This is a genomic window from Hydrogenophaga sp. NH-16, assembly GCF_004006415.1.
Classification (GTDB): Bacteria; Pseudomonadota; Gammaproteobacteria; order Burkholderiales; family Burkholderiaceae_C; genus Hydrogenophaga; species Hydrogenophaga pseudoflava.
In genome coordinates this window covers 403316-428585 of sequence record NZ_CP029344.1, presented here as the reverse complement: position 1 = coordinate 428585, position 25270 = coordinate 403316, and the positions used below count along the sequence as shown (strand labels likewise).

28 protein-coding genes and 1 tRNA gene are annotated in these 25270 nt (G+C 68.0%); 16 read left to right on the top strand and 13 right to left on the bottom strand.

Annotated features, from left to right (window positions below; genetic code table 11):
• A complete protein-coding gene (locus DD542_RS02085; RefSeq protein WP_241559654.1) occupies positions 1 to 996 on the bottom strand; it encodes a calcium/sodium antiporter in 996 nt (331 codons plus the stop codon).
• Positions 997 to 1035: 39 nt separating this feature from the next.
• Between DD542_RS02085 and DD542_RS02080 the strand changes: the two genes are divergently transcribed.
• Entirely contained in the window at positions 1036 to 1755 is a 720-nt protein-coding gene (locus DD542_RS02080) for a glycoside hydrolase family protein (RefSeq protein WP_079364527.1), read from the top strand.
• Between the two features lie 4 nt (positions 1756 to 1759).
• Here the strand turns inward: DD542_RS02080 and DD542_RS02075 are convergent.
• Positions 1760 to 1846 (bottom strand) — tRNA-Leu (locus DD542_RS02075).
• A gap of 41 nt (positions 1847 to 1887) precedes the next feature.
• On the opposite strand from DD542_RS02075, the gene cysM reads away from it, so the two are divergent.
• The 4 genes from cysM (at position 1888) to DD542_RS02055 (ending at position 4741) form a co-directional block, all read left to right on the top strand.
• Complete coding sequence (gene cysM / locus DD542_RS02070) at positions 1888 to 2790, top strand: cysteine synthase CysM (RefSeq protein WP_127803452.1); 903 nt, start codon at positions 1888 to 1890, stop codon at positions 2788 to 2790.
• 14 nt (positions 2791 to 2804) lie between these two features.
• Complete coding sequence (locus DD542_RS02065) at positions 2805 to 3332, top strand: NUDIX hydrolase (RefSeq protein WP_127803451.1); 528 nt, start codon at positions 2805 to 2807, stop codon at positions 3330 to 3332.
• A 79-nt stretch (positions 3333 to 3411) separates the two neighbouring features.
• On the top strand, positions 3412 to 3639 hold the full coding sequence (locus DD542_RS02060; protein ID WP_066158587.1) for a sulfurtransferase TusA family protein: 228 nt from the start codon (positions 3412 to 3414) through the stop codon (positions 3637 to 3639).
• Between the two features lie 49 nt (positions 3640 to 3688).
• Positions 3689 to 4741, top strand: coding sequence for an NAD(P)-dependent oxidoreductase (locus DD542_RS02055; RefSeq protein WP_127803449.1), 1053 nt, complete (start codon positions 3689 to 3691; stop codon positions 4739 to 4741).
• 18 nt (positions 4742 to 4759) lie between these two features.
• Here the strand turns inward: DD542_RS02055 and DD542_RS02050 are convergent, their stop codons facing one another.
• From DD542_RS02050 to DD542_RS02035, 4 genes are all read right to left on the bottom strand, one after another.
• Positions 4760 to 7660 carry a valine--tRNA ligase gene (locus DD542_RS02050; RefSeq protein WP_127803447.1) on the bottom strand — a complete coding sequence of 967 codons (2901 nt, stop codon included), beginning with the start codon at positions 7658 to 7660 and terminating at the stop codon, positions 4760 to 4762.
• 73 nt (positions 7661 to 7733) lie between these two features.
• Positions 7734 to 7922 carry a DUF2783 domain-containing protein gene (locus tag DD542_RS02045; protein WP_127803445.1) on the bottom strand — a complete coding sequence of 63 codons (189 nt, stop codon included), beginning with the start codon at positions 7920 to 7922 and terminating at the stop codon, positions 7734 to 7736.
• 18 nt (positions 7923 to 7940) lie between these two features.
• The gene (locus DD542_RS02040) at positions 7941 to 9659 is read right to left on the bottom strand and encodes an FAD-dependent monooxygenase (RefSeq protein ID WP_127803443.1); all 1719 of its coding nucleotides are present in this window, start codon (positions 9657 to 9659) and stop codon (positions 7941 to 7943) included.
• Between the two features lie 317 nt (positions 9660 to 9976).
• The gene (locus DD542_RS02035; RefSeq protein WP_127803441.1) at positions 9977 to 10582 is read right to left on the bottom strand and encodes a VOC family protein; all 606 of its coding nucleotides are present in this window, start codon (positions 10580 to 10582) and stop codon (positions 9977 to 9979) included.
• A gap of 290 nt (positions 10583 to 10872) precedes the next feature.
• Here DD542_RS02035 and DD542_RS02030 point away from each other — a divergent pair, with 290 nt between their 5' ends.
• From DD542_RS02030 to DD542_RS02020, 3 genes are all read left to right on the top strand, one after another.
• Entirely contained in the window at positions 10873 to 11295 is a 423-nt protein-coding gene (locus DD542_RS02030) for a rubrerythrin family protein (protein WP_066158576.1), read from the top strand.
• 105 nt (positions 11296 to 11400) lie between these two features.
• Positions 11401 to 12750: a heterodisulfide reductase-related iron-sulfur binding cluster gene (locus DD542_RS02025; protein WP_127803439.1), complete on the top strand. Its 1350-nt coding sequence runs from the start codon at positions 11401 to 11403 to the stop codon at positions 12748 to 12750.
• A 10-nt stretch (positions 12751 to 12760) separates the two neighbouring features.
• Entirely contained in the window at positions 12761 to 13351 is a 591-nt protein-coding gene (locus DD542_RS02020) for a DUF3501 family protein (protein WP_127803437.1), read from the top strand.
• A 3-nt stretch (positions 13352 to 13354) separates the two neighbouring features.
• Here DD542_RS02020 and DD542_RS02015 read toward each other — a convergent pair whose 3' ends face one another.
• The gene (locus tag DD542_RS02015; RefSeq protein WP_127803435.1) at positions 13355 to 14047 is read right to left on the bottom strand and encodes a pseudouridine synthase; all 693 of its coding nucleotides are present in this window, start codon (positions 14045 to 14047) and stop codon (positions 13355 to 13357) included.
• A gap of 79 nt (positions 14048 to 14126) precedes the next feature.
• Between DD542_RS02015 and DD542_RS02010 the strand changes: the two genes are divergently transcribed.
• The 4 genes from DD542_RS02010 to queF are packed head-to-tail and all read left to right on the top strand — an operon-like array spanning position 14127 to position 17464.
• Positions 14127 to 14927, top strand: coding sequence for a CsgG/HfaB family protein (locus DD542_RS02010; protein WP_127803433.1), 801 nt, complete (start codon positions 14127 to 14129; stop codon positions 14925 to 14927).
• 6 nt (positions 14928 to 14933) lie between these two features.
• Positions 14934 to 15710 (top strand): peroxide stress protein YaaA, encoded by a 777-nt coding sequence (gene yaaA / locus DD542_RS02005; protein WP_127803431.1) that lies wholly within the window; start codon positions 14934 to 14936, stop codon positions 15708 to 15710.
• A 21-nt stretch (positions 15711 to 15731) separates the two neighbouring features.
• Positions 15732 to 16625 carry a 2OG-Fe(II) oxygenase gene (locus DD542_RS02000; RefSeq protein WP_127803429.1) on the top strand — a complete coding sequence of 298 codons (894 nt, stop codon included), beginning with the start codon at positions 15732 to 15734 and terminating at the stop codon, positions 16623 to 16625.
• On the top strand, positions 16622 to 17464 hold the full coding sequence (gene queF / locus DD542_RS01995) for an NADPH-dependent 7-cyano-7-deazaguanine reductase QueF (protein ID WP_066158563.1): 843 nt from the start codon (positions 16622 to 16624) through the stop codon (positions 17462 to 17464). The genes DD542_RS02000 and queF overlap by 4 nt, the downstream gene beginning before the upstream one ends.
• A gap of 114 nt (positions 17465 to 17578) precedes the next feature.
• Here queF and DD542_RS01990 read toward each other — a convergent pair whose 3' ends face one another.
• The 5 genes from DD542_RS01990 to DD542_RS01970 are packed head-to-tail and all read right to left on the bottom strand — an operon-like array spanning position 17579 to position 21098.
• On the bottom strand, positions 17579 to 18358 hold the full coding sequence (locus DD542_RS01990; protein ID WP_127803427.1) for an anti-sigma factor: 780 nt from the start codon (positions 18356 to 18358) through the stop codon (positions 17579 to 17581).
• 8 nt (positions 18359 to 18366) lie between these two features.
• Positions 18367 to 18936, bottom strand: a complete 570-nt coding sequence (locus DD542_RS01985; protein ID WP_241559653.1) for a sigma-70 family RNA polymerase sigma factor — start codon at positions 18934 to 18936, stop codon at positions 18367 to 18369.
• A 14-nt stretch (positions 18937 to 18950) separates the two neighbouring features.
• Positions 18951 to 19619 carry a plastocyanin gene (locus DD542_RS01980; protein WP_127803425.1) on the bottom strand — a complete coding sequence of 223 codons (669 nt, stop codon included), beginning with the start codon at positions 19617 to 19619 and terminating at the stop codon, positions 18951 to 18953.
• A gap of 13 nt (positions 19620 to 19632) precedes the next feature.
• The gene (locus tag DD542_RS01975) at positions 19633 to 20115 is read right to left on the bottom strand and encodes a group 1 truncated hemoglobin (RefSeq protein ID WP_127803423.1); all 483 of its coding nucleotides are present in this window, start codon (positions 20113 to 20115) and stop codon (positions 19633 to 19635) included.
• Positions 20116 to 20144: 29 nt separating this feature from the next.
• Positions 20145 to 21098: a DUF3034 family protein gene (locus DD542_RS01970; RefSeq protein ID WP_127803421.1), complete on the bottom strand. Its 954-nt coding sequence runs from the start codon at positions 21096 to 21098 to the stop codon at positions 20145 to 20147.
• A 215-nt stretch (positions 21099 to 21313) separates the two neighbouring features.
• On the opposite strand from DD542_RS01970, the gene DD542_RS01965 reads away from it, so the two are divergent.
• The 3 genes from DD542_RS01965 to DD542_RS01955 are packed head-to-tail and all read left to right on the top strand — an operon-like array spanning position 21314 to position 22898.
• Positions 21314 to 21913, top strand: a complete 600-nt coding sequence (locus tag DD542_RS01965; protein WP_127803419.1) for a ferritin-like domain-containing protein — start codon at positions 21314 to 21316, stop codon at positions 21911 to 21913.
• A 5-nt stretch (positions 21914 to 21918) separates the two neighbouring features.
• Positions 21919 to 22305, top strand: a complete 387-nt coding sequence (locus tag DD542_RS01960) for a c-type cytochrome (protein WP_127803416.1) — start codon at positions 21919 to 21921, stop codon at positions 22303 to 22305.
• Positions 22306 to 22346: 41 nt separating this feature from the next.
• Positions 22347 to 22898, top strand: a complete 552-nt coding sequence (locus DD542_RS01955; RefSeq protein ID WP_127803414.1) for a DUF3455 domain-containing protein — start codon at positions 22347 to 22349, stop codon at positions 22896 to 22898.
• A 7-nt stretch (positions 22899 to 22905) separates the two neighbouring features.
• Here DD542_RS01955 and DD542_RS01950 read toward each other — a convergent pair whose 3' ends face one another.
• Complete coding sequence (locus tag DD542_RS01950; RefSeq protein WP_127803412.1) at positions 22906 to 23967, bottom strand: histone deacetylase family protein; 1062 nt, start codon at positions 23965 to 23967, stop codon at positions 22906 to 22908.
• Positions 23968 to 24044: 77 nt separating this feature from the next.
• Between DD542_RS01950 and DD542_RS01945 the strand changes: the two genes are divergently transcribed.
• A complete protein-coding gene (locus DD542_RS01945; RefSeq protein WP_127803410.1) occupies positions 24045 to 25259 on the top strand; it encodes a 6-phosphofructokinase in 1215 nt (404 codons plus the stop codon).
• The last annotated feature ends 11 nt before the right edge of the window (positions 25260 to 25270 follow it).

Here is a 25270-nt window from a genome sequence, read left to right as displayed (position 1 = left end):
TCAGCGTGGCCCCATGGTCCAGAGCAGCCAGAGCGTGTAGGCCCCGTAGACACCGAGCAGACCGCCCGCCTCCCAGCGGTTGATGCGCCCAGGCCTACGCCAGCCGCGGCCCATCTTCCAAAGGAGCACCGTCAGGCCCGCCATCACCGGCAGGTCGCGCGTGAGCGCGGCCGATTCCACGTCCATGGGCGCGATGGTGCCCGCCAAGCCCACCACCGCCAGCGTGTTGAACAGACCCGAGCCCAGCACGTTGCCCAGGGCGATGTCGTCTTCGCCCTTGCGCGCGGCCGCCACGCAGGACGCCAGTTCGGGCAGCGAGGTGCCGATGGCCACCACGGTCAGGCCGATCACGAGGTCGCTGATGCCCAGGTTCTGGGCGATCTCCACCGCGCCCCAGACCAGCAGGCGCGAGCTGGCCACCAGCACCACCAGCCCCAGAACCAGCCACAGCAGGGCGCGCGGCAGCGGCAGGGCGCCCGCTTTCAGCTCGCTGGCGGTCTCCTGCGCCAGCGCGTCGTCGCCATGGGTGCGGGCTTCGCGGATGGACCAGACCATCAGCGCCGCAAACGCCGCCAGCAGCACCAGCGCGTTGGCGCGCGAGAGGGTCAGATCCCAGGCCAGCAGGGCCGAGAGCGCGGTCACCGCCATGAGCAGGGGCAGTTCCTTGCGCAGCACCACCGACCGCACCTGGATCGGCGCGATCAGTGCGGTCACGCCCAGGATCAGGCCCATGTTGACGATGTTCGATCCCCAGGCGTTGCCCAGCGCCAGCGCCGGGTTGCCCTGTGTGGCCGCAATGACGGACACCACCAGTTCCGGTGCCGAGGTTCCAAAGCCCACGATGACCATGCCCACCAGCAGGGGCGGCACCGCGAAGTGCTGGGCGGTCGCGGAGGCACCCTCGACGAAGCGGTCGGCGCTCCAGATCAGCAATAGCAGTCCGGCGATCACGGCGGCAACGGGCAGCAGCATGGGCTTGGTGTGGGTGTTGGACAATGCCCATTGTCTCAGCGCCACCCTGCACCCACCGACCCCATGTCGCACGACCTGAACCAACGGCCTTCGCACCAGCGCGACTTCTGGGGTTCACCCTGGCGCGCCCGCCTGGGGCTGACGGCGCTGGCGGTTGCGTTCATGCTGCTGATGCTCTGGCTGTGGCGACCCTGGCTGCTGCTGCCGGGCACCCAGCCACTGGTGATGGCCGGGGGCGACCCCTACCTGCGGGCGCTGATGCGCACCATCTCGGCCAGCGAGTCCAATGTCATGCGCCCCTACCACGTGCTGTACGGAGGCGACTACGTGGGCACCCTGGAGCGGCATCCCAACCGCTGCGAGTCGATCGGTCAGGGGCCGAACCGGGGCAACTGCTCCACCGCGGCGGGCCGCTACCAGCTGCTCTACAGCACCTGGCTGGAGCTGGCTGCGCGTTACCACCCGGAGCGCACCGACGATGCACTGGACGCCACTGGCCTGAGCTTTGCACCCGTGTACCAGGACGTGGTTGTGCACGCCTGGCTGCAGGAAGGGCGCTGGGGCAACCTCTCGGCCCAGCTGCGCCAGGGCCGCATCCAGCCGGTGCTGCGCCGGCTTTCGGGCACCTGGACCAGCCTGGGCTATGGCATCGAGAACAACAGCATGTCCCGCGAGCTGCCGCGGGTGTACCGGCAGATGCTGGAGGATGAGCTGGCCAACGCGGATGCCCCCGCGGAAAGCACCAAAACAAAAGGCCGCGCAACCAATGCTGCGCGGCCCTGAAAGCTGGTGCCCGGGGTCGGACTCGAACCGACACACCATCTCTGGCGGGGGATTTTGAATCCCCTGCGTCTACCGATTTCGCCACCCGGGCGGGTGTCATGGACAGCCCGAAATTATGGCACAGTGGGGTGCATGAACTACCCGACCATTGAAGACGCCATCGGCCGCACGCCGCTGGTTGCGTTGCAGCGCATCGGCTCTGAGATGCTCCGTGCGCGGGGCAACGTGATCCTGGGCAAGCTCGAAGGCAACAACCCGGCCGGTTCGGTGAAGGACCGGCCCGCGCTGTCGATGATCAAGCGCGCCGAGGAGCGCGGCGACATAAAGCCCGGCGACACGCTGATCGAGGCGACCTCGGGCAACACCGGCATCGCACTGGCCATGGCCGCGGCCATCAAGGGCTACCGCATGGTGCTGATCATGCCGGAGGACCTGTCCATCGAGCGCGCCCAGACCATGAAGGCCTTTGGTGCGGAACTCGTCCTCACGCCCAAGAGCGGCGGCATGGAATACGCGCGCGATCTGGCCGACAAGATGGAGAAGGAGGGCAAGGGGCGCGTGCTGGACCAGTTCGCCAACGCCGACAACCCGCGCATCCACTACGAGACCACCGGACCCGAACTGTGGGAGCAGACCGGCGGGCGCATCACGCACTTCGTCAGCGCCATGGGCACCACCGGCACCATCACCGGCGTCTCGCGCTTCCTGAAGGAGAAGAACCCGGCCGTCCGCATCATCGGCGCCCAGCCCAGCGAGGGCTCGCGCATCCCGGGCATCCGCAAGTGGCCGCAGGAGTACCTGCCCAAGATCTACGACCCGTCGGGTGTGGACGAACTGGTCCTGGTGGGGCAGTCGGACGCCGAGGAGATGTGCCGCCGCCTGGCGCGAGAAGAGGGCATCTTTGCGGGCATTTCGGCCGCGGGCGCCTGCTGGGTGGCGCAGCAGATCTCGGCGCAGGTCGAGAACGCCACCATCGCCTTCATCGTCTGCGACCGCGGCGACCGCTACCTCTCGACCGGCGTGTTCCCGGCCTGAGACCGTTGCCTGCCATGGCCGCCGAGTACCGGTTCTGTCCCTGCTGTGCCGCGCCTCTGGCGCTGACCGCTGCGCAGGAAGATGGCGGTCTGAAGCACCGCCTGCGCTGCACGGCCTGCGACTTCACCCACTGGAACAACCCGACGCCCGTGCTGGCCGCCATCGTGCAGGTGGGCGACAAGGTGCTGCTGGCCCGCAACGCCGCCTGGCAGCACCGCATGTTCGCGCTGATCACCGGCTTCATGGAAGCGGGGGAAGCGCCGGAAGAGGGCATCCGGCGCGAGATCGCCGAAGAAACCGGGCTGACCGTGACGGCCTTGAAGCTGATCGGCGTGCACGATTTCCAGCGCATGAACCAGGTCATCATCACCTACCACGCACTCGCCGAAGGGCAGATCGTGCTGTCCCCGGAGCTGGCCGAATACAAGCTGCTCACGCCGGAACAGGTCCGGTGCTGGCCGGCCGGAACGGGCTTTGCCCTGGCTGACTGGCTGCGCTCGATCGGCATCGAGCCCCAGTTCATGGAGGTCCCGGCGGCGTGACTTTTCTTCGTACAAATTGATACAGTTTTTGATCTCTGTCACCCTTCCTGTTTAAAATTCGATCTCCGAGGATTCCTTCATGAACGCCACCAAAGAACTTGACGCCCGCGGCCTGAACTGCCCGCTGCCCATCCTGAAGGCCAAGAAGGCCCTGGCGGACATGACCAGTGGCCAGACGCTCAAGGTGATCGCCACCGATGCCGGATCGGTTCGCGACTTCCAGGCCTTTGCCAAGCAGACGGGCAACGAACTGGTGGAGCAGCAGACCGTAGGGAGCGACTTCATCACGGTGCTCAAGCGCCGCTGAACTGGGTCCACCATGGTTGCGGCATGCCGCAATCGCCGGCCCGACGACCATGGAAATCCTGCTCCTCGACCCCTTAGTTCCTGAAGCCCTGTCCTGGCTGCAGGAGCGCCACGCCGTGACGCTGGCCCCGGAGCTGGCAGACGACCCCATGGCACTGCGCAAGCAGGTCTACAAGACGAAGGCACTGGTGTTGCCCTCGCATGTGGTCGTCTCGCGGGAGTTTCTCGATTTCGCGCCCCTGTTGAAGGTGGTGGCGCGCATGCAGATCTCCAGCGAAAACACCGACCTGGAGGCCTGCGCGCAGCGCAACATCCGGGTGATCCAGGCACGCAGCGCCAAGGTGCGTTCGAATGCAGAGTACCTGCTCTATGGTCTGCTGATGCTCTACCGGCGCGGCATGGTCAGCGCCCTCCTGGGACGCAAGCTGGCGCAGGTGCGCATGGGCCGGGAGCTCTATGGCAGCACCGTGGGCCTGCTGGGCCTGGCCCCGGTGGCCCACACCCTGGCGCCCATGCTCAGGGGGCTCGGGGTGCGGCTGCTGGGCTACGACCCGGCGGTGCACCAGGGCGCACCGATCTGGAAGAAGCTGGGCATCGAATACATCCCGGCCAACGAACTGCTGGCGCGCAGCGACGCCGTGTCGCTGCAGATGGTCTATGCCTCCCGCTTCAAGGGCTGGATCAACGAACGCCTGCTCAACAACTGCAAGCCCGGTCAGCTGTGGGTGGGGCTGAGCCGCAGCGCGCTGTTCGAACCCGAGGCACTGGCACTGGCGCTGACGGATGGCCGGATCGACGCCTGCCTGCTCGACGGGGCGCACCCCCAGTTCGCCGGGCCCGGCACCCCGCTGCACAACATTCCCAACCTGCACCTCACACCCCGGCTGGGGTCGCACACCCGCGAGGCCAAGCTGCGCGCCAGCTGGTACGTGGCGCACCGCATCCACGAAACCCTGTCACCAGTGGTGGAGCGGGGGCAGGCACAGGCCAGCGACTTCTCCGTGCTCGACAGCCTCGACAGCTCGCGCGACCCGGAATGGCCGCCGGTCGACTCGGGGTCCCAGTGGGCCGAGATCTCGCGGGGCGAGGAGCGACCGGGCTGAGATCCAGTCGCTGGGGCTTCAGAGCCGCGCCAGCTGCTCGCGCACCTTGGTCAGCGTGGCGCCGAAGTCGGCCACGCGTTTCTTCTCCTGCTCGATGACCGCCGGCGGCGCCTTGGCCACGAAGGCTTCGTTGGACAGCTTGGCGTTCGCCTTGGCGATTTCGCCCTCCAGCCGTGCGGCTTCCTTGGTCAGGCGGGCCTTCTCGGCGGCGACGTCGATTTCCATGAACAGGCACAGGCGGGCTTCGCCCACCACGGCCACTGGTGCGGCCTGTGCGGCGGCGGCCCAGCCGGCCTCGTCGTCGAACACCTTGACCTCGGCCAGTTTGGCCAGACCCTGCAGCACGGCGGCGTTGGCGCGCATGAAGTCCGCATCGCCGACCACGAACATCGGCAGACGGGTGGCGGGCGAGACGTTGAGCTCGCCGCGCAGCGTGCGGCAGGCGTCCACCAGGCTCTTGAGCTTGGCGACCTGGGCCTCGGCGGCTTCGTCGATGCGCTCGGGCTGGCTCACCGGGTAGGCCGCCACGCTCACCGAGGCACCCTCACGACCGGCGACCGGCGCGACCTTCTGCCACAGCTCTTCGGTGATGAACGGAATGACGGGGTGTGCCAGGCGCAGGATGGTCTCCAGCGTGCGGATCAGGGTGCGGCGGGTGGCGCGCTGCTGCGCCTCGTTGCCGGTGTTGATCTGCACCTTGGCGATTTCCAGGTACCAGTCGCAGAACTCGTTCCAGACGAAGTCGTAGATCGCGTTGGCCACGTTGTCCAGGCGGTACTCGGCAAAGCCCTGGGCCACCTCGGCCTCGACGCGCTGCAGGCGCGAGACGATCCAGCGGTCGGCGTGGCTGAAGCTCATGTAGCCGTGCGCCTTGCCGCCGACTTCGCAGTCGGCCTTGGTGTGCTCCATCAGGCCGCAGTCGTGGCCTTCGCAGTTCATCAGCACGAAGCGGGTGGCGTTCCAGAGCTTGTTGCAGAAGTTGCGGTAGCCCTCGCAGCGCTTGCTGTCGAAGTTGATGCTGCGGCCCAGCGAGGCCAGTGCGGCGAAGGTGAAGCGCAGCGCGTCGGCGCCGTAGGCCGGGATGCCGTCGGGGAACTCCTTCTCGGTCTGCTTGCGCACCTTGGGCGCCGTCTCGGGCTTGCGCAGGCCGGTGGTGCGCTTGTCCAGCAGCGGGGCGAGCGAGATGCCGTCGATCAGGTCCACCGGGTCGAGCACGTTGCCTTCGGACTTGCTCATCTTCTGGCCCTGCGCGTCGCGCACCAGACCGTGGATGTACACGTCCTTGAACGGCACGCGGCCGGTGAAGTGGGTGGTCATCATGATCATCCGGGCGACCCAGAAGAAGATGATGTCGTAGCCGGTGACCAGCACGCTGCTGGGCAGGTAGAGGTTGTAGTCGTCCGTGGCGGCGTCGCCCTGGTTGGGCCAGCCCATGGTGGAGAAGGGCACCAGCGCCGAGGAATACCAGGTGTCGAGCACGTCCGGGTCGCGGGTGAGTGTCTTGCCCGCGCCGGCCAGAGCCTGCGCTTCAGCCTCGTTGCGCGCCACGTAGACCTGGCCCTGCTCGTCGTACCAGGCCGGGATCTGGTGGCCCCACCAGAGCTGGCGCGAGATGCACCAGTCCTGGATGTTGTTCATCCACTGGTTGTAGGTGTTGACCCAGTTCTCGGGCACGAACCTGACCTGGCCGCTGGCCACGGCGTCGATGGCTTTCTGGGCGATGCTCTTGCCGGTCGGGTCCTGGTCGCTGACCTTGCTCATGGCCACGAACCACTGATCGGTCAGCATGGGCTCGACCACCTGGCCGGTGCGGGCGCAGCGCGGCACCATCAGCTTGTGTTTCTTGACCTCGACCAGCAGGCCGGCGGCTTCGAGGTCGGCCACGACCTGCTTGCGCGCCACGAAACGGTCCAGGCCGCGGTACTTCTCGGGCGCGTTGTCGTTGATGGTGGCGTTGAGGTGCAGCACGCCGATGATGGGCAACTGGTGGCGCTGGCCGACGGCGTAGTCGTTGGCGTCGTGCGCGGGCGTGACCTTGACCACGCCGGTGCCGAAGGCTCGGTCCACGTACTCGTCGGCGATCACCGGAATCTCGCGGTCGCACAGCGGCAGCTTCACGTACTGGCCGATCAGGGCGCTGTAGCGCTCGTCCTCGGGGTGGACCATCACGGCCACGTCACCCAGCAGGGTTTCGGGTCGGGTGGTCGCCACGGTCAGGTGACCGCTGCCGTTGACCAGCGGGTAGGCAATGTGCCAGAGCGAACCGTCTTCCTCTTCGCTCTCCACCTCCAGGTCGGACACGGCCGACATCAGCACCGGGTCCCAGTTGACCAGGCGCTTGCCGCGGTAGATCAGGCCCTGCTGGTAGAGCTTGACGAAGGTCTCGGTCACCACGGTCGAGAGCTTCTCGTCCATGGTGAAGTACTCGCGGCTCCAGTCGACGCTGTCGCCCATGCGGCGCATCTGCGTGGTGATGGTGTTGCCCGACTGCTCCTTCCACTCCCAGACCTTGGCGACGAAGTTCTTGCGGCCCAGGTCGTGGCGGCTGATCTTCTGTTCCTGCAGCTGTCGTTCCACCACGATCTGCGTGGCGATGCCGGCGTGGTCGGTGCCCGGAATCCAGGCGGTGTTGAAGCCGCTCATGCGGTGGTAGCGCGTCAGCGAGTCCATGATGGTCTGGTTGAACGCGTGGCCCATGTGCAGCGTGCCCGTCACGTTGGGCGGCGGCAGCTGGATGGCGAAGTTCTTGCCTGCGGTGGCCGCTTCTGCGCTGGGGGCCGAGGTGCCGCGGAAGCCCGCCACGCCGTAGCCGCGCTGCTCCCACTCGGGGCCCCAGTGGGCTTCGAGCGCGGCGGGCTCGAAGGACTTGGACAGGCTGTTCAGACCGGGTTGCTGCAGGGTGTCGGGAGCGTCGGACATGGGGGTGGGGCGCAGAAAGTGCGACGGCGCCCCGCAGGGCGCCGTCGGGTGGGTGTTCGGGAAGCCCCCGATTTTATTCGAGGGTGTCCCGGGCGGCGGCGACGCAGTCGGCCAGCACCTGGGCGTTGCCGATCTGGTTGGCCAGCAGCAGGATCAGGCGCGCGTTGAGCAGTTCGGACTGATCGCGCGAGAGGCCCTGGTGGGCGTCCAGCAGGCGTTCGTAGAAGCCGTCGGCGTCCTGGAAGTTCGGGGCGGTGTTCATGCGGTTCTCCAAGGGGTTTCAGCGCAGGCCGAGCGAGCGTTCGACAGCGGCGATCAGGCGGCCGTCGATGGCGGCACCGGTGGCCGCCAGGTAGCCGTCGGGGCGAGCCAGCGCCCAGCCCGGGCCGCGCAACTGGCAGGCGGCGCGCAGGTGGCCGTCGGGGTCGCGCACGTGCTCGGTGGCCTGCGCGCGGTCGCGGCCGGTGGGCACCTGCACCGCGCGCAGCGGCGCGCCGCCGGTCAGGGTTTTCAGGCGCTGCAGGTCGGCGCGGGCCAGCGGGCCGAAGGCCAGCAGCAACAGGTCGCCCGATGCCCAGCTCAGCAGGTCGTTGACGCAACCCATCGACCCGTTGGGCCAGCGCAGCGCCACGTTCTGCAACGACTGCCCCGCGGCGCTGCCTGCGGCGTAGCTGCAGGCGCGTGAACGCGAGTAGGGGTTGGCGACCGCCATGCGGCCGGTGTTCATCAGCGTGCGGGCGAAGGGGTGCTGCTTCGCCAGGCCGATGGCGGCGTTGCGGAACAGCCGTTCCACGCCATCGGCCGGGCGCAGGAAGCGCGCGGTGCGGTTGGTCACCAGCACGTTCTGCTGCGCCGCCTCCAGCCGCTCGTCGCCGTAGCTCTCCAGCAGCGCGGGGTGGGCCCGGCCGCGCAGAACGGCGGCGAGCTTCCAGGCCAGGTTGTCGGCATCGGCCACGCCGGTGTTGCCGCCGCGCGCGCCAAAGGGGCTGACCACCTTGGCCGAATCGCCCATGAAAAACACGCGGCCCTCGCGCATGCGGTGCACGCATTCGCTGCGGTAGGCGTAGGGCCCGACCCAGACGATTTCGACCTCGGTGTCCGGACCGAACTGGCGCGCCAGTCGCTCGCGCACCACGTCCTTGCGGCTCACGTGGGCCGGGTCGCTGTCGGGCGCCATCTGGTAGTCGATGCGCCACACGTCGTCGGCCATCAGGTGCTGCCAGACGGCGCGGTTCTCGTTGAATGGCGCCTCGACCCAGGTGTGGCGCTCGACGGGCGGGCGCTTGGTGAAACGCACGTCGGCGATGCACCAGCGGTCGTCGCCGCGCTTGCTGGTGAACGGCACCTGCAGCCACTCGCGCAGCGGGCTGTGCGAGCCGGTGGCGTCGATCACGTGGTCGGCTTCGATGACGTAGGAGCCTGCCGGCGTTTCGACGGTGAGTGTGGCGACGTCGGCGTTCTGTTCGAAGGCGGTCAGGCGGTTCTGCCAGCGCAGGTCGACGTGGCCGAGCTCGGCGATGCGCTCGACCAGAAAGCCTTCGATGTAGAACTGCTGGATGTTGATGAAGGGCGGCTGCTGGGAGAGGTTGTAGCCGCCCTGCTGTTTGAGGTCGAAGCTGTAGACCTCGTCGTGGCCGGCGAAGGTGCGGCCCACGCTCCACTGGATGCCTTTGGCGGCGATGCGCTCGTAGATGCCGAGACGCTGAAAGATTTCGAGCGATTTCTGGGTGTAGCAGATGCCGCGGGAAGAGGCGCCCTTGACGCCGACGGTGTTGTCTTCGTCGAGCAGGATGGCGGGGGTGCCGAGTTTGGCGAGCGAGCAGGCGAGGGTGAGGCCGGTGATGCCTCCTCCGACGATGACGATGGGGTGTCGTCTTGTTCGCGCTTCGCCGAGTTCGGGTGGGGGGACGAAGGGGTATTCGGGCAGTTGGTAACCACTGCCTTGGGTGAACTCGTAGCTGTTGGTGTGGGCGGCTTGCTTGTATGCCGTTGGTGTCACGGGTGTCTCCTGTCTGTGTTCTGTTTTTCGTTCATCGACCTCGCGGGCTCATGGGTGCGGTGTGCCCTGTTCCGCTCATGTCCCCCGGATCGGGCTTCGCCCGATCCTCCTCCTTTACTTCGCTGCACAGGGCACACCACCCCCATGAACCACCAGATACGTGCGTGCGAACTGTTGGCGCGCCAACGAGTGTGGTGAATGGCTGGGTGACCAGCGCAGCGAGGTAAAGGAGGAGCCAGCGGCGCAGCCGCTGGCGGGGGACACGAGCGGAGCCGGTCACCCAGCCATTCACCGCACGGACCCACCGCCAAGAGAAATCAAGACGAAGAGGGCACAAACTCCGGCCGGTCATTCGACTGCGGCTTCAACGGCGCCGAAGTCTGACCCGAAGCCCTCTCCTTGCGCCACTGCTCCTTGCGCGCGTTCCACTCCGCCAGCCGCGCATGCGCCGTCTTGCTCTCCTGCAGCATCTGGAACTCGTCCGCCAGCTGCGCCGTCAGCTCCAGCCGGATCCCGTTCGGGTCGAAGAAATAGATGCTCTTGAAGATGTGGTGGTCCGTCACCCCCAGCACCTCGATCCCGTGCGCCTGCAGGCGCGCCTTCGTGTTCTCCAGCTCCTGCACCGTGTTCACCCGGAAGCTGATGTGGTTCACCCACTTCGGCGTGTTCGGCGACGGCTCGGCCGCCACGTCGTCGCCCAGGTCGAAGAAGGCGATGAACGAACCGTCCTGCAGGCGGAAGAAGAAGTGCGTGTACGGGCAGTACTCGCCCGTGCTGGGCACGTAGTCGCTCTGGATGATGTGGTAGAGCGGCAGACCCAGGATGTCCTCGTAGAAATGCCGCGTCTCCTCGGCGTCGCGCGCCCGGTAGGCGTAGTGGTGCAGCTGCTGGACCGGGGCGGGTGGGGGCAGGGCGGTGTTCATGGAGTTTCCTGTTCTATTGCGGGGTTTCGCAATGTTGAATGCATTTAACAAAACGAAATCTTATCGGGCATCCGACACCGGGTCAGTGTGAGGGTTTTCCAGAGGGGTGTCGACCCAGTTGAGAGTGGTTATCAATGACTCCCTCTGAATAGCTTTGAACAATTCGTCACATAGCCTGCGGCAATTTGACGGACGCAGGAGGGCGGCGTACGGTCTGTCTGTCACAGACCTTCCCGCCGCCTGGCGGGCAGGCTGGGCGCTTCCTCAACCCACGAGACAAGGAGATATCCATGGCCGCATTGAAAGGCTCGAAAACCGAGCAGTGCCTGAAGGACGCCTTCGCCGGCGAATCCCAGGCCAACCGCCGCTACCTGTACTTCGCAAACAAGGCCGACGTGGAAGGCCAGAACGATGTGGCGGCCCTGTTCCGCTCCACCGCCGAAGGCGAAACCGGTCACGCGCACGGTCACCTGGAGTTCCTGGAGCAGTCCGGCGACCCGGCCACCGGCCTGCCCATCGGCAGCACCCGCCAGAACCTGGCCTCCGCCGTGGCGGGCGAAACCCACGAGTACACCGACATGTACCCGGGCATGGCCAAGACCGCGCGCGAAGAAGGTTTTGACGAGATCGCCGACTGGTTCGAAACCCTGGCCAAGGCCGAGCGTTCGCACGCGAACCGCTACCAGAAGGCTTTGAACGAGCTGGTGGACTGATTGACCCACCCCTGGCGCGCCGCACCCGCGGCGCGTTTTTGAAAGCGCTTGCGCGAGCGCTTTCAAAAACCCACGAGCCAACCCGCACAGACGAGGACAAAAGACATGGCCACAGAAGGCAACCTGCAGGCGCCGACGCGCCATCCGCTGGACTGGAAGAACCCCGACTTCTACGACGAAGAGAAGTGCTTCCACGAGCTGGAGCGCATCTTCGACATCTGCCACGGATGCCGCCGCTGCGTGAGCCTGTGCGGCTCGTTCCCGACCCTGTTCGATCTGGTGGACGAGAGCGCGACCATGGAGGTCGATGGCGTCGCCAAGCAGGACTACTGGAAGGTGGTGGACCAGTGCTACATGTGCGACCTCTGCTACATGACCAAGTGTCCATACACGCCGCCGCACGAGTGGAACCTGGACTTCCCGCACACCATGCTGCGGGCCAAGGCGATCAAGTTCAAGAAGGGTGAGGTCAAGACCAGCGAGAAGCTGCTGGCCTCCACCGACGTGCACGGCCAGTTCGCCGGCATTCCCATCGTGGTGCAGGTGGTCAACGCGGTGAACCGGACCAAGGCCGCTCGCGGCGTGATGGAAAACGTGATGGGCGTGGACAAGGACGCCTGGCTGCCTGATCTGGCGACCCAACGCTTCCGCTGGGCCGCGCCCGAGGCCAAGGCCACCAAGGTCGTCGACGGCGAAAAGTCGCCCGGCAAGGTGGCCATCTTCTCCACCTGCTACATCAACTACAACGAACCCGGCATCGGCCTGGACCTGCTCAAGATCCTCGACCACAACGACATCCCGTACACCATCGTCGAGAAGGAAAAGTGCTGCGGCATGCCCAAGCTGGAGCTGGGCGACCTGGACTCGGTGCAGGCCAGCCAGGAGGCCAACATCCCGGTGCTGGCGAAGTACGCGCGCGATGGCTTTGCCATCCTCGCGGCTGTGCCCAGCTGCGCGCTGATGTTCAAGCAGGAGATCCCGCTCATGTTCCCCGACGACGCCGACACCCAGCTGGTGAAGGAGCACATGTGGGACCCGTTCGAGTACCTGATGGCGCGCAAGCGCGACGGCCTGCTCAAGACCGAGTTCCCCCAGAAGCTGGGCAACATCAGCTACCAGATCCCCTGCCATGGCCGGGTGCAGAACATCGGCAAGAAGACCGAAGAGATGCTCAAGATGATCCCGGAGACCACGGTGAACACCATCGAGCGCTGCTCGGGCCACGCCGGCACCTTCGGTGTCAAGAAGGGCACGCACCAGCAGGCGATGAAGATTGGCAAGCCGGTGTTCAAGGCCATGGCCACCATGAAGGACGGCTCCAAGCCCGACTACATCAGCTCCGACTGCCCGCTGGGCGGCCACCACATCGCGCAGGGTTTTGAAGTGAACGGCCACGGGGCGCCCGAGCTGCAGCATCCGCTGTCGCTCGTGGCCCGCGCCTATGGTCTGAAGTGAGGACGACACCATGCAACTGACCGGACACATCAACCCCGACAGCCTCATGAGCCTGGAGGCCTACAGCAAGTGGCGCAAGGTCCACAAGCCCGAGGTCATCGCGCACCGCAAGCTGCGCAGCGTGCAGCTGGGCGAGCACCTGAACCTGCAGTTCGAGAGCGAGACCACCATCCGCTACCAGATCCAGGAGATGCTGCGCATCGAGAAGATCTTCGAGGAAGAGGGCATCCAGCAGGAGATCGAGGCCTACGCACCCCTGGTGCCGGACGGCAGCAACTGGAAGGCGACGATGATGATCGAGTACATCGACGTCAACGAGCGCAAACGCGAGCTGGCGCGGCTGATCGGCGTGGAAGACCGCATGTTCGTCGAGGTCGAAGGCTACGACCGCGTCTACGCCATCGCCGACGAGGACCTGGACCGCGAGAACGAACAGAAGACCAGCGCGGTGCACTTCGTGCGCTTCGAGTTCACGCCTGCGATGCGGGCCGCCATCAAAGCCGGTGCGGCCGTCAAGATCGGCTGCGACCACACGCACTACCCTGCGCATGTACAGATTGCGGCGGAGACGCTGGCGAGTCTGGCCGGAGATCTGAAGTAGGCCTCAGGCCTGGCACCAGCGCGACCAGTCCGGATCGCGGGGTGCCTCCAGCGCCAGCTCGTCGCCGCTGACCGGGTGCCGCAGCGCCAGGCGGCTTGCATGCAGCCACAGCCGCTGCATCCCCAGGTACCCGGCCACCCCCCGGTTCAGCGGCCCCTTGCCGTGCGTCGCGTCGCCGATGATCGGATGGGCGATGTGCTTCATGTGGCGCCTCAGCTGGTGGCGCCGGCCGGTCAGGGGTTGCAGTTCGACCAGGGCGCAGCGGGTGGTCGGGAAGCCGCCCTGGGGGATGGGCAGTTCGCAGCGCTCCAGCGTCGCAAACCGGGTCTGCGCCTCCTGCACTTCCTCACGCTCGGTGCGCATGTCATCTGGCAGGCGCCGCAGCGGGTGGTCGATCAGGCCGGCGTCGGCGGGCCAGCCGCGCACGATGGCGTGGTAGGTCTTGCGCATGCCCTGGCCGGATTCGAAGGCGCTGCCCATCTGGCGGGCCGTGGCCGCGTCCAGCGCGAACAGCAGCACACCGCTGGTGCCCTTGTCGAGCCGGTGCACCGGCCAGACCGGCTGGCCGATCTGGTCGCGCAGCAGCTGCACCGCAAAGCGCGTCTCGCCCGCGTCCAGCCCGGTGCGGTGCACCAGCAGGCCGGGTGGTTTGTCGATGGCGATCAGGTGGTCGTCGCGGTGCAGGATGCGCAGCATGGGCCGATTGTCCGGCGACTGAATGCTTCGGATGCCACAGGTACACTCGCTTTTTCCTCTTTTTCCCCCCTCAAACACCATGTTCCGACGCGTCTCGACCCTCGCCGCGCTGGCCTTGTCGCTGCTGCTGGCCGCCTGTGGCAAGCAGGGTGTGGAACTGGGCGAAGGCGGCTCCGTCGTCAAGGGTTCGGCCGGGCCGGACGGCGCGCACAACGCGGCCACCGAGCTCAAGACCTGTGCGGCGCCGGTGGCGGTGGTGGCGCTGATGGAGAACCCGCGCGGCTACGTCGGCATCGGCCGTGGCGGGCTCCCCGATTCGCCCCTGCCGCTGGTGCGCGTGATGATGCAGCAGAGCGGGTGCTTCCGCATCGTCGACCGCCACTCGGGCCTGAACGCCACCGTCAAGGAACAGGAGCTCAAGGAAGAGGGCGTCCTGCGCCAGGACGACACCACGGTCAAGAAGGGCCGCGGCATCGTGGCGCAGTACACCCTGGTGCCCAGCCTGACCTTTTCCGAGCAGGACGCGGGCCGCCAGATCGGCGGCATCCTGGCGCAGATTCCGGGGCTGAACGTGATCGCCGGCGCGGCCGAAAACGTCAAGCTCAAGGAGGCGCAGGTGGTGCTGCTGCTGACCGACAACGAAACCACCGAGCAGCTCTCGGCCGCCACCGGCGCCGCGCGCAGCACCGATCTGGGCATCGGCGGCCTGGCCATCGGCAAGGCCGGCGGCGCGGGCGGCCTGGGCTGGAGCAACACCAACGAAGCCAAGGTGATCGCAGCGGCCTTCCTGGACGCGCACAACCACCTGGTCGACGAGGTGCAGCGACTGGTCGAGAAGCCGCTGCCCGAACCCGTGCCCACCAAGAAAAAGTCCGGCTGAGCCACCATGCTGTTTGTCATTTCCCCCGCCAAGGCGCTCGACTACGAGACGCCGGCCCACATCAAGACCTTCACACAACCGCTGTTCGTGGAGCAGGCGAGCGAGCTGATTGCGGTGCTGCGCGAGAAGTCGCCGCAGCAGGTCGCCGAGCTGATGGACCTGTCGGATCAGCTGGCCGGCCTGAACGCCGCGCGCTACCAGGCCTGGTCGCCGAAGTTCACCGCGAAGAACTCCAAGCAGGCCGTGCTGGCCTTTGACGGCGACGTCTACGGCGGACTGGATGCCAGAACGCTCAACGAAGACGAGCTGGACTGGCTGCAGCAGCACCTGTGCATCCTGAGCGGGCTGTACGGCGTGCTGCGCCCGCTGGACCGCATGCAACCCTACCGGCTGGAGATGGGCACGCGGCTCAAGACCGACAAGGGCACGAACCTCTACCGCTTCTGGGGCAGCCAGATCGCCGAGTACCTCAATAGCCGCGCCCGCGCCGACAAGAGCCCGGTGCTGGTCAACCTGGCCAGCGAGGAGTACTTCAAGGCGGTGGACCTCAAGGCGCTGCAGCCGCGTGTGGTGAACTGCGTGTTCGAAGAGAAGAAGGGCGCGAACTACAAGATCGTGAGCTTCTTCGCCAAGCGCGCGCGCGGCCTGATGGTGCGCTACGCGCTGCAGCACCGGGCGTCCACGCCCGAGCAGCTCAAGGGCTTCGATCTGGAGGGCTACCGTTTTGCGCCCGCCGCCAGCGAGCCCGACCGTTTCGTGTTCCGGCGCGACCAGGGCGCCTGACCGCCGACCGAGGAGACGACCATGACCCAGACCGTCACCCCCGAACTGCGCCAGTGGATCATCGAGCAGTCCACCGCCGGCTGCATGCCCGAGGCGGTGCTCGACGCCATGGTCAAGGCCGGCTGGCAACCGGACGTGGCCGAAGCCGCGCTGGAGCAGACCCTGCGCGACCACCTGCAGAAGCTCGGTGCCGGCCGCGCCGCCGCGCCCGCCCCGGTCCAGGCTCCAGCCCAGGCCACGGCGCGCGAGATGGCCACGGTGCGCGTGCCCGACATCGCACTCAGCGGTTCGCCACGCCGGCTGGACGCGGGCGACCGCATGGTCGACGTGATCATCTCCGTGACGCAGCCTCGGGTGGTGGTGCTCGGCGGCCTGCTCAGCCACGAAGAGTGCGACGGCCTGATCGAAGCGTCCCGGCCGCGCCTGGCGCGCTCGCTCACCGTGCAGACCGCCACCGGCGGCGAGGAACTCAATCCCGACCGCACCAGCAACGGCATGTTCTTCAACCGCGGCGAGAGCGAGCTGGTCAAACGCATCGAGGCGCGCATCGCGCGGCTGGTGAACTGGCCGGTGGAAAACGGCGAGGGCATCCAGGTGCTCAACTACAAGGTGGGTGCGGAATACAAGCCGCACTACGACTACTTCGACCCGGCCGAGCCGGGCACGCCGACCATCCTCAAGCGCGGTGGCCAGCGCGTGGGCACGGTGGTCATGTACCTCAACGAACCGCCGCGCGGCGGCGGCACCACCTTTCCGGACATCGGTCTGGAAGTGGCGCCGGTGCGCGGCAATGCGGTGTTTTTTTCCTACAACCGGCCGCACCCCGGCACCCTGACCCTGCACGGCGGCGCGCCGGTGCTCGAAGGTGAAAAATGGGTGGCGACCAAATGGATGCGCGAACGGGTATTTGAATGACGCCAGACCAATCTCCCCTGGGCAAGACCACCGACTACGTCGACCAGTACGACCCGTCCCTGCTGTTCCCGCTGCCGCGCGAGGCCAAGCGCGTCGAAATCGGCATCACCGGCAGCGTGCCCTTCCTGGGCGCCGACCTCTGGACCGCCTTCGAGCTGAGCTGGCTGAACATGAAGGGCAAGCCGCAGGTGGCGATCGCCCACATCACCATTCCCTGCGAGAGCACGCACATCGTCGAGAGCAAGTCGTTCAAGCTCTATCTCAACAGCTTCAACAACACCCGCCTGGACAGTGCGGACGCGGTGCGCGACCGCATTCGCGACGACATCAGCCGCGCCATCTGGGGCGGTGAGGCGGTGAAGTCCTCGGCCGGCGTGCGGCTGCTGCTGCCCGAGCTGTTCGAATGCGAACCGGTGAAGGAGCTGGAAGGCGTGTCGATCGACCGCCTCGATGTCGAGTGCGACACCTACCAGCCGACGCCGGCCTTTCTGAGCGCCGCGCTGGACGAGAAGCCGGTGGACGAGGTGCTGGTGAGCGACCTGCTGCGCAGCAACTGCCCGGTGACCGGCCAGCCCGACTGGGGCAGCGTGCAGATCCGCTACAGCGGGCCGCAGATCGACCAGGCCGGGCTGCTGCAGTACATCGTGAGCTTCCGCAACCACAACGAATTCCACGAGCAGTGCGTCGAGCGCATCTACATGGACATCATGGCGCGCTGCAAGCCGGCCAAGCTGATGGTCTACGCGCGCTACACCCGCCGCGGCGGACTGGACATCAACCCTTGGCGCAGCAGCCACCCTCAGCTGCCGCCCGCAAATACGCGGACTGCCAGACAGTAGGCCGTCTCCGGCGCGCCGGTACGCCATCGAGGATGCGGTGGAACCGGCTCTGCCGGGCCACTCGCATCGCCCCCTTGAGGGGGTCGCGCGCAGCGCGGCAGGGGTGGGCCTGGTTCAGAGCATCTTCTGGATCAGTGCGCCCTTGAACAGCACCGGTCCGGTGGGGCCGGTCTCGCTGGGCACGCCGCCCTTGGGCTCCAGACTCACCGCCAGCGCCGGCACCTCGCGCACATCCGATTCACCGGCCGCCAGCTGCAGCAGCTTCTCCTGGCTCAGCACGCCCAGCGAACGCGGCTTGCTGCCCGGCGGCAGGGCCCAGAGCTGCAGCGACTTGTCGGCCGCCTCCTGGTAGCCGCCCACGCGCTGCAGCGTCAGCTTGCGGTTCTTGGGGTCGAAGGTCACCAGCATCGAGGCGCTGGCCTGGTCGTCGTTGAGCACGGCCACGTACTCGATCTGCGGCTGGCTGCCCAGCTGCGCCTGCAGCTCGTCAATCTGCGCCCCCAGGCGGTCGCGCAGGCCCGCCGTGGTGATCACGGCCAGCACGGTGGCCAGCGCGCCGGCACCAGCCGCACCGCGCCACAGCGCCAGGCTGCGCCACCAGCCGGCAGGCACGGGTGGTGCCGGCTCGGCCCGGGCCGCGGCCATGGCCGCTTGCTCGCGCTCGGCTTCGATCAGGTTGTGGATGCGCGTCCAGACCACGGGCGAGGGCGTCACCGCGGGCTCCAGCTCGGTCATGCTGGCCACGCGGCTCTGCCAGACAAGGGCGGCGGCGCGCACCGGTGCCCGCTCGCGCGCCAGCGTTTCGAAGCGGCGCCGCGCGCCTCCGCGCAGGGTGCCGATGGCGTAGGCCGCGGCCAGGCGGTCCAGCAGGTCGGGGTGTCGGTGGATGTCCATGGCGTTCCTCAGGCAAAGCGCGCCATGCAGATGCGCAGCTGGTCCAGCCCGCGGCGGATCCAGGTCTTGACGGTGCCCAGCGGCAGCTTGAGCTGTTCGGCCAGCTCGCCGTGGCTGAGGTCGCGCAGGTAGGCCAGGCTGACCACCTCGCGCTGCTTGTTCTCCAGCCGCGTCAGGCACTGGTGCAGTGCCCAGGCCTGCTGGCTGGCCAGGCTGGTGTGCAGCGGGTCGGGGGTGTCGCCTTCGAGCCGGTCGGCCATGCCGTCGTCGTCGATATCGTCGCTCAGGTGCTCGCGCTCGGCCTTGCGCCGGCGCAGCAGGTCGAGCGCGCGGCTGCGCACGATCAGGCCCATCCAGGCCATGGGCGGGCTCAGCGAGGCGCGGTAGTCGGGCGCGCTGCGCCAGATCTGCAGAAAGGTTTCCTGCAGCGCGTCCTCGGCCCACTCGTGGCGCTCCAGCACCCGCAGCGCTAGGCCGTAGAGCTTGCCGCTGGTGAGGTCGTAGAGCGACTTGAGCGCGGTCTCGTCGCGCAGCGCCACGCGGTCGAGCAGTGCCATCAGGGTCGGGTCGGTGTCCATGCGGTGCTCAGGCCTCAGTAGGTGCTGCCGGAATCGGACTGCACCCGGCGCGCCTTGCGCGGCTGCACCAGGGTCGGCACGTTCACCGTGGTGACCGGCTGCACCTGCACGGCGACGCTGGCCTGGTCGACCAGCTGGTCCGGGTGCCAGACCCGCAGCTGCATCGCGCCCTCGGGCACCTGGGGCAGGGTGGCGGTGCCGTCGGCGGATGTCTTGGCGGCCCAGGGCGTGGACGCCACGTAGACGAAGCCGCGCATCGAGCCGTGCAGGTGGCAGCCAAGCTGGATCGGCCCGGCCTTCTCCAGCGTGACTTCGCTGCTGGGAGGCGTCTGCCCCTGCACACGTCCCGCCAGCCGGAACTCGAAGGCGGTGGTGCCTGCGGCCAGCAGGCTGGGCGTGCCGCCCTTGACGTGGTGGTCCCAGCGGTCGAGGTTGGAGAAGCGGATCTTCGAGCCGACCGGTACCAGGCTGAGCATGGGGTCGAACTGCATCTTCTCCTGCGTCACCGTCTGGCTGACCGGCTGCACCGCCGGCACCGGCTGGCCGGCGGCCGGTTCCAGCACCACCACCGCGTCGGGCAGCGGCTTGCCGTCGCGGGCGAGCACGGTGACTTGCACGGTGGCGGCCTGCGCCGCAGAAAGGCCGGCGAGCAGGCAGGCGGCCAGAAGGGGGGCGTGGCGCATGGGGTCTCCTGGTTTATCGGACGTTGATCACGTCGCGGTGCATCGGGGCCAGCAGCGCGAGCAGCTGATTCTGCCGGGCAAACGGAATCCCGCGGGCGTCCATGCTCATTTGCAGCACCTCGACCAGCGCGTTGAAGTCGGCGCGGGTCACGTCCATGTTGCTGTGGGCTTCTTTCATGTCGGGGCCGTTGTAGACGCAGGGACCGCCGGCGAGCTGGCAGATCTGGTCGGTCAGCTGCTTGGCGAGGTTGGCACCGTTCGCGTCCTTGAAGGCTTCGGCCAGGCGCGCGTCGGCCTTGAGGCGGTTGACGAAGTCGTTCATCAGGGTGCGCAGGCCGGTCTGGCCGCCGAGGGCGTCGTACAGGCCGGGGGCCGGCGCCACCGGGTAGGCCGATGCGGCCGAGGGCGCCATGGGCTTGTCCATGGACTGGGCGCCCGCCGGTGAGCCAATGAGGGCCAGCAGAGAGAGGGCGGAGAGGGTGATGAGCTGTTTCATGGTGGTGGTGGGGTGTGTGGGGTGGGCGTTCAGAACGCGAACTGGGCCGAGAGGTAGGTGCCGGTCTGCTTCTTGCCTTTGGTGGTGGCCGGCACGACGGTGCCCAGGTCCACATAGGCCAGGGTGAGCGAGACGTTCTTGCTCGGCGCCCAGGCGATGAAGAGGTCCTTCCAGTCGCCGGCGCGCAGGCCGTCGCCCAGACCGGCCGCGGCACCGGCCTTGTTCAGCTTGTCGGGCATGGCCCGGTACTCGAAGCCGACCGCCAGGTTCTTGCGCAGCAGCCAGGCCACCGAGAGTTCGGGCATCAGCTCATAGCCGTTGTCGGCTCCACCGAGCGTGGCGCCGTGACCGAGCAGGCCGCCCTGGTTGGCCTTGGTGGCGCGCAGCGTGCCGTTGACCAGCAGGCCCTGGGCCAGGAACAGCTTGGTGGCGCTGACGTAGAGGTCGGTGCCCGAGCGCTTGGCGCCCAGCGCGGACAGCGTGGTGTCCAGCCCGGTGGAGCCCAGGCGCTTGGCCATCACACCGACGGCGATCTGCGGCATCAGCGTGTCGCTGTCGAGGATGGCGTCGCCCGCCACGCGGAACTTGGCGCCGACGATGTCCTGTTTCAGGTTCAGGCCCGGCAGGCCCAGCAGGGTGCCGGTGATGCCGGTGTCGAAGTCCTGCCGGGCCACGGACAGCTCCACCCGGTCGTTGATGCCGACCGCGGCGCCGAAGGCGTTGAGCTTGTAGTCCTGCGTGCGGGCGTGGCTGAGGTGGGTGGAAAAGCCGGTCTGGCCAGCGCTCGCCTGGCTGCCGATCACGGCCCAGGGCGAGAGGCCGCCGCCGGCGGCGCCGTCGATGGTGCTGACGCCGCCGGTCAGCAGCAGCTTGCCGGTGTCGGCGTGGGCGGGCGCGTGGGCCAGCAGGGCGGCGGTGGCGCCCAGGGCGAGCAGGTGGCGGGCGGGACGCCGGCGCAGTGAGGAGTGGATGGTGTGGGGCATGGTGGTGGGTGTGGGGTTGGGAACGGTGCCGGTCGCTGAACTGACCCGACCTTCCCTGTACGCGGCCACCGGGCCAGTGGATTCAGGCGCGTCATGCCCACAAAAAATTTGTGGGTTTCTGAATCCGTTGCGGGACCGGCCTGCGTATCCGGTCCGTCGGTGCTGATTTCCTCGACCGGCGCTGTTTCTCTTACCCACCACCCAAGGACCCCACCATGTCGAACATCATCCTTCCCGCTTCCGAACTCGTCGGCCCACCCGCCTCGCGCCGCAGCTTCATGCGCCGCGGCGGCGCGCTCTCGGCCGTGGCCGTGGCCCTGCTGGCCGGCAAGGACACCCTGGCCCAGGGCATGTCCGCCGATGTCTCCAAGGACGTGTCCATCCTCAACGTTGCGCTCGGCCTGGAGCACGAGGCCATCAACGCCTACCAGCTGGGCGCCGGCAGCGGCCTGCTGCAGAAGGGCGTGCTCGATGTGGCGGTGAGCTTCCAGGGCCACCACAAGGCGCACCGCGACGCGCTGATCGCCACCATCCAGAAGCTGGGCGGCACGCCGGTGGCCGAGAAGAAGCTGGACGACTACGCCAAGGCGCTCAAGGCCGACACGCTGCGCAACCAGGCCGACGTGCTGGACCTGGCGGCGCGGCTGGAGCTGGGCGCCACCAACGCCTACCTGGGCGTGATCCCGTCGCTCGGCAGCAAGGACCTGGCCAAGGTGGCCGCGCGCCTGGCGGCCGACGAGACCATGCACTTCACCGTGCTGACCAACGCCCTGGGCCGTCCGCTGCCCGGTGGCGCCCTGAGCTTCGGCGCCTGATGGCCATGTCGTTGCGCCGCGCCGCGCTCGCGCTGGGACTGCTCGCCGTGGCGCTGCCGGCGGCCCAGGCCCAGTCGGGGGACGTGGCCCGCGGCCGCGGGCTGTTCGAGTCGCGCTGTGGCGGCTGCCACAGCCTGGACGACGACCGCGTCGGGCCCGCGCTGGGCGGCGTGGTCGGCCGCACGGCGGGCAAGAAGGCGGACTTCGCCTACTCCGCCGCGCTGGCCGCGGCCGGTCACGTCTGGACGCCCGACAAGCTGCAGGCCTGGCTGACCGACCCCGAGGCCCTGGTGCCCGGCCAGGCCATGGGCTACCGGCTGTCCGAGGCGGCCGACCGGCGCGACGTCGTCGCTTTCCTGCAATCCCTCGCCACGGGCCAGCCGGCCCGCTGAGTTCCGTTCACCCACCTATATAGATACACAGGAGCCGTTCCATGTTCTCCCGCTTCACCACCACCGCACTGGGCGGCGCCGCCGTCCTCGCTCTCTCCGCCTGCGCCAGCGGCCCCACCATGGCCCCGTTCTCGCAGGCCGATCTGCCGGCCGCGGTGCAGGTGCCCGCCGGCCACCGCGTGGCCTTCGAGACCGCTGCCGCCGGCGACATCACCTACCTGTGCCAGGCCAAAAAGGACATGGCCGGCCAGTACGAGTGGGTGTTCATGAGCCCCGACGCCGGCCTCAAGGGCCGCAAGGGCGAGCGCCTGGGCAAGTACTACGGCCCGCCCGCCACCTGGGACTTCAACGACGGCTCCAAGGTGAGCGGTGCGCAGCTGGCGGTGGCGCCCAACGGCAGCGGCAACATCCCGCTGCAGCTGGTCAGGGCCAACCCGGCCATGGGCAGCGGCATGGCCCAGGGCGTGAGCCACATCCAGCGCGTGGCGACCAAGGGCGGCGTGGCGCCGGCCGCACCCTGCGATGCGTCGACCATGGGCAGCAAGCGCGTGGTCACTTACACGGCCGACTACATCTTCTGGAAGCCGGCGTGAGCCGGCGTCAGATCGAGCGGCAGTAGGCTTCGAGCAGGTTGACCGCGTTGACGCCGACCTCGTCCACCGCATAGCCGCCTTCGAAGGTGAACACGGTGGGCAGGCTGGCGGCGGCGAGCAGGCGGCCAACGGTGTCGTAGTCGCTGCTTTCCAGCGTGAAGCCGGAGATCGGGTCGCCCTTGAAGGTGTCCATGCCCATGGGCACCACCAGGGCGTCGGCGCCGAAGTCTTCTACCGCCTCGATGGCGGTGTCCAGCGCGGCGCACCAGGCGGCGAAGCCGGTGCCGCGCGGCAGCGGGATGTTGAGGTTGAAGCCTTCGCCCGCACCCGCGCCGCGTTCGTTGGCGTGGCCCAGGAAGAAGGGGTATTCGGTCGCCGGGTCACCGTGGATGGAGACCGTCATCACGTCGGCGCGCTCGTAGAAGATGGTCTGCGTGCCGTTGCCGTGGTGGTAGTCGATGTCCAGCACGGCCACCCTGGCGTGGCCCAGGTCGCGCAGCGCCTGCGCGGCGATGGCTCCGTTGTTCAGGAAGCAGTAGCCGCCGAAGAAGTCCGGCCCGGCGTGGTGACCCGGCGGGCGGGTCAGCGCAAACGCCGCGCGGGCGCCGCCGTGCACCTCGCGTGCGGCGGCCACGGCACAGGCGGCGCCGGCCCGCGCGGCGGTCCAGGTTCCGGCCATCAGCGGCGAGCCCGAATCGAACGAGAACAGGCCCAGCCGCGCAGCAAAGTTCTGCGGCAGCACATCGGTGCGGAACGCGTGTTTGTTGCCCAGTGGCCAGACCGAGGGCAGGGCGTCGCGCTGCGCGTTCGCCGGGTCCATCGCCACCCACTCGTCCCAGGCGCCGGCCAGGAACTGCGTGTAGCGCGCGTCGTGCACGCGGGCGATGGCGGCGTCCAGATCGGTGTCGCCCACCTCCGGCAGGAACAGCCCGCCCTGCGAACGACGCTGCAGCTCGGCCAGCACGTAGTCCAGCCGCGCGGGCACCTCGTGACAGGGCACCATGCGGCCACGGAACATCTCTTCGCGCCCCTGGTGCAGGGCGTGGTGGGGGTTGTGGAAGGTCTTCATGCGCGACAGTGTCCCACTCTGCGGCGCCGAAGGCTATATTGCGCGAGCACACTTTTGCCGTCACCCAGAGGTTCACCATGTCGTCCGGAAAAATCCTCGTCGCTCAGGGCGGCGGCCCCACCGCCGTGATCAACCAATCGCTCGTGGGCGTGGCGCTGGAGGCGCGGCGATTCCAGAACGTGCAGCGCATCTACGGCGCGCGCCACGGCGTGCGCGGCATCGTGGACGAGAACTTCGTCGACCTCACGCAGGAGACCAGCCACAACCTCGAAGCCGTGGCGCGCACGCCGGCCTCGGCGCTCGGCTCCACGCGCGACAAGCCCGACCTGGCCTACTGCCAGGAGATCTTCAAGGTGCTCAAGGCGCACGAGATTGAGCACTTCTTCTACATCGGCGGCAACGACTCGTCGGACACGGTGCGCATCGTCAGCGAGGAGGCGCGCAAGGCCGGCTACCCGCTGCGCAGCATCCACATCCCCAAGACCATCGACAACGACCTGGTGGGCAACGACCACACGCCGGGTTTTCCGTCGGCGGCGCGCTTCGTGGCGCAGGCGTTTGCGGGGGCGAACCTGGACAACGCGGCCCTGCCAGGGGTGTACGTGGGCGTGGTGATGGGGCGGCACGCCGGCTTCCTCACGGCCGCGTCGGCCCTGGGCAAGAAGTTTCCCGACGACGGCCCGCACCTGATCTACGTGCCCGAGCGGGTGTTCGATATCCCGAAGTTCCTGGCCGACGTGAAGACCATGTACGAGCGCCACGGCCGCTGCGTGATCGCGGTGAGCGAAGGCATCCACGACGCCTCGGGCCAGCCCATCATCACCCAGCTGGCCAAGGACGTGGAGAAAGACGCACACGGCAACGTGCAGCTGTCCGGCACCGGCGCGCTGGCCGACCTGCTGTGCGAGGAGATCAAGGCGAAGCTGGGCATCAAGCGGGTGCGCGGCGACACCTTCGGCTACCTGCAGCGCAGCTTCATCGGCTGCGTGAGCGACGTGGACCAGCGCGAAGCGCGCGAGGTGGGCGAGAAGGCGGTGCAGTTCGCCATGTGGGGCCGCGTGGACGGCTCGGTGGCGATCAAACGCACCGGCTTCTATTCGGCCGACTACGAGCTGCTGCCGCTCGAAGCCGTGGCGGGCAAGACGCGCACCATGGAGGACGAGTTCATCGCGCCCAGCGGCACCGACGTGACCGACGCCTTCCGGCTGTACCTGCGTCCGCTGCTGGGCTCGGACATGCCCGACGCCTTCCGGCTGCGCTACAACCCGGTGGCCAAGGTGCTCAGACCCTGAGCCCAGCCGCT

Bases quoted from the DNA above. Each gene is read 5' to 3' on its own strand.
- DD542_RS02080 (WP_079364527.1), top strand. From the start codon at position 1,036: ATGTCGCACGACCTGAACCAACGGCCTTCGCACCAGCGCGACTTCTGG.
- cysM (WP_127803452.1), top strand. From the start codon at position 1,888: ATGAACTACCCGACCATTGAAGACGCCATCGGCCGCACGCCGCTGGTT.
- DD542_RS02065 (WP_127803451.1), top strand. From the start codon at position 2,805: ATGGCCGCCGAGTACCGGTTCTGTCCCTGCTGTGCCGCGCCTCTGGCG.
- DD542_RS02060 (WP_066158587.1), top strand. From the start codon at position 3,412: ATGAACGCCACCAAAGAACTTGACGCCCGCGGCCTGAACTGCCCGCTG.
- DD542_RS02055 (WP_127803449.1), top strand. From the start codon at position 3,689: ATGGAAATCCTGCTCCTCGACCCCTTAGTTCCTGAAGCCCTGTCCTGG.
- DD542_RS02050 (WP_127803447.1), bottom strand. From the start codon at position 7,660: ATGTCCGACGCTCCCGACACCCTGCAGCAACCCGGTCTGAACAGCCTG.
- DD542_RS02045 (WP_127803445.1), bottom strand. From the start codon at position 7,922: ATGAACACCGCCCCGAACTTCCAGGACGCCGACGGCTTCTACGAACGC.
- DD542_RS02035 (WP_127803441.1), bottom strand. From the start codon at position 10,582: ATGAACACCGCCCTGCCCCCACCCGCCCCGGTCCAGCAGCTGCACCAC.
- DD542_RS02030 (WP_066158576.1), top strand. From the start codon at position 10,873: ATGGCCGCATTGAAAGGCTCGAAAACCGAGCAGTGCCTGAAGGACGCC.
- DD542_RS02025 (WP_127803439.1), top strand. From the start codon at position 11,401: ATGGCCACAGAAGGCAACCTGCAGGCGCCGACGCGCCATCCGCTGGAC.
- DD542_RS02020 (WP_127803437.1), top strand. From the start codon at position 12,761: ATGCAACTGACCGGACACATCAACCCCGACAGCCTCATGAGCCTGGAG.
- DD542_RS02015 (WP_127803435.1), bottom strand. From the start codon at position 14,047: ATGCTGCGCATCCTGCACCGCGACGACCACCTGATCGCCATCGACAAA.
- DD542_RS02010 (WP_127803433.1), top strand. From the start codon at position 14,127: ATGTTCCGACGCGTCTCGACCCTCGCCGCGCTGGCCTTGTCGCTGCTG.
- yaaA (WP_127803431.1), top strand. From the start codon at position 14,934: ATGCTGTTTGTCATTTCCCCCGCCAAGGCGCTCGACTACGAGACGCCG.
- DD542_RS02000 (WP_127803429.1), top strand. From the start codon at position 15,732: ATGACCCAGACCGTCACCCCCGAACTGCGCCAGTGGATCATCGAGCAG.
- queF (WP_066158563.1), top strand. From the start codon at position 16,622: ATGACGCCAGACCAATCTCCCCTGGGCAAGACCACCGACTACGTCGAC.
- DD542_RS01990 (WP_127803427.1), bottom strand. From the start codon at position 18,358: ATGGACATCCACCGACACCCCGACCTGCTGGACCGCCTGGCCGCGGCC.
- DD542_RS01985 (WP_241559653.1), bottom strand. From the start codon at position 18,936: ATGGACACCGACCCGACCCTGATGGCACTGCTCGACCGCGTGGCGCTG.
- DD542_RS01980 (WP_127803425.1), bottom strand. From the start codon at position 19,619: ATGCGCCACGCCCCCCTTCTGGCCGCCTGCCTGCTCGCCGGCCTTTCT.
- DD542_RS01975 (WP_127803423.1), bottom strand. From the start codon at position 20,115: ATGAAACAGCTCATCACCCTCTCCGCCCTCTCTCTGCTGGCCCTCATT.
- DD542_RS01970 (WP_127803421.1), bottom strand. From the start codon at position 21,098: ATGCCCCACACCATCCACTCCTCACTGCGCCGGCGTCCCGCCCGCCAC.
- DD542_RS01965 (WP_127803419.1), top strand. From the start codon at position 21,314: ATGTCGAACATCATCCTTCCCGCTTCCGAACTCGTCGGCCCACCCGCC.
- DD542_RS01960 (WP_127803416.1), top strand. From the start codon at position 21,919: ATGTCGTTGCGCCGCGCCGCGCTCGCGCTGGGACTGCTCGCCGTGGCG.
- DD542_RS01955 (WP_127803414.1), top strand. From the start codon at position 22,347: ATGTTCTCCCGCTTCACCACCACCGCACTGGGCGGCGCCGCCGTCCTC.
- DD542_RS01950 (WP_127803412.1), bottom strand. From the start codon at position 23,967: ATGAAGACCTTCCACAACCCCCACCACGCCCTGCACCAGGGGCGCGAA.
- DD542_RS01945 (WP_127803410.1), top strand. From the start codon at position 24,045: ATGTCGTCCGGAAAAATCCTCGTCGCTCAGGGCGGCGGCCCCACCGCC.